A 1,446-nucleotide genomic window follows, 5' to 3' on the forward strand; every position below is an offset into this window, starting at 1 on the left:
CAGCAATTCTAAATTTAAGAATTGACAAGGACTTCAAAGCTGAGGAACAAAATATGGGGATAATAGGTTCTACAGATTACTCCGAAAAATGAGCCAATGATGGAAGTGCTAGGATTTGCCACACTGCTCGGATACTTACAGGCAAGTATCGCCAAAATAAAAGATCCTCGAAAACCAAGTCCAAATACACAGTACAGCATTAAAGATGTTGTGCTAAGTGCATTCGGAGTATTTTTCATGCAGTGCGAGTCATTTCTGGAGTATCAAAGGCAACTAAGCAGTCGAAAAGGGCGTGATAATACTCAAACTTTGTTTGAAGTATGCAAGATACCCACAGATAATCAGATTCGTAACATATTGGACAAAATCAATGCCAGTATGTTATTTGAGGTTTTCGGTTCAATTTATCGGATGTTGAAAACTACAGGACATCTCAAACAATATGAAGTCCTTGGTGGGCAACTATTAATACCCTTAGATGGAACAGAATATTTCTCCTCCCAATGCCTCCATTGCGCGCAATGTTCCCATCGGACTCATAAAAACGGGACAATTACTTACTTTCACAGTGCCATTCTACCCGTAATTGTGTCACCAAACAGCGAACAAGTGATTAGCCTCGACCCGGAATTTATTAGTCCTCAAGATGGACATGAAAAGCAAGATTGCGAAATAGCGGCGGCAAAACGTTGGATTCAAAGACACACAGACCTATTTGAACTTGGTGAGGTAACTTTGTGAGGTGATGACCTCTACAGTCACCAGCCGATGTGTACCAAGTCTATCCAACTTGGCTTCCACTACATATTTGTTTGTTTACTGGAGTCTCATCGTGCTTTATATGATTGGTTGGAATACCTTGACGCCAGTGGGGAAGTTCAATCTTTTCAACAAAGGCTACGTCACGGACGCGATGGGCATTTTTATCATTATCGATGGGTGAATGGAATTCCCTTGCGCGATACCCAACCCGCCCTCGAAACAAATTGGTTTGAACTGACTATTACCCGTGCATCCGATCAAGAGGTTCTGTTCAAAAATACTTGGATTACTGACCATCTGATCACAACTGACAATATTGTTGAAATGGTTCAGTCTGCTCGTGCCCGTTGGAAGACAGAAAACGAGAACCATAACGTTCTTAAGACCAAAGGCTACCACTTGGAGCATAATTTTGGTCATGGAGACCAACATCTGGCTTCATTCTTACTTACCTTAAATCTGCTGGCTTTTTTATTCCACACTGTTTTACACCTTGTAGACAAGTCATACCAGCAAATCCGCCAATATTTGGGGACACGCAAACGTTTCTTCAATGATTTGCGAACTTTGACGACTTATTTTGTCTTCGATAGTTGGCAGCATTTGATTTCTTTCATGTTAGATGAGTTTGAACCGATTAAAGCTGTCAACTCATCCTAATTTTCCAAATTTAGAATTGCTGAT

General features: G+C 40.8%; 1 pseudogene. It reads left to right on the plus strand.

From position 1 onward, the window contains the following. The first annotated feature begins 96 nt into the window (after positions 1–96). Positions 97–1,422, plus strand: a pseudogene (locus ICL16_RS37920) (ISNCY family transposase). Positions 1,423–1,446: the final 24 nt, after the last annotated feature.

It is taken from the genome of Iningainema tapete BLCC-T55 (assembly GCF_014698965.1).
GTDB lineage: Bacteria > Cyanobacteriota > Cyanobacteriia > Cyanobacteriales > Nostocaceae > Iningainema > Iningainema tapete.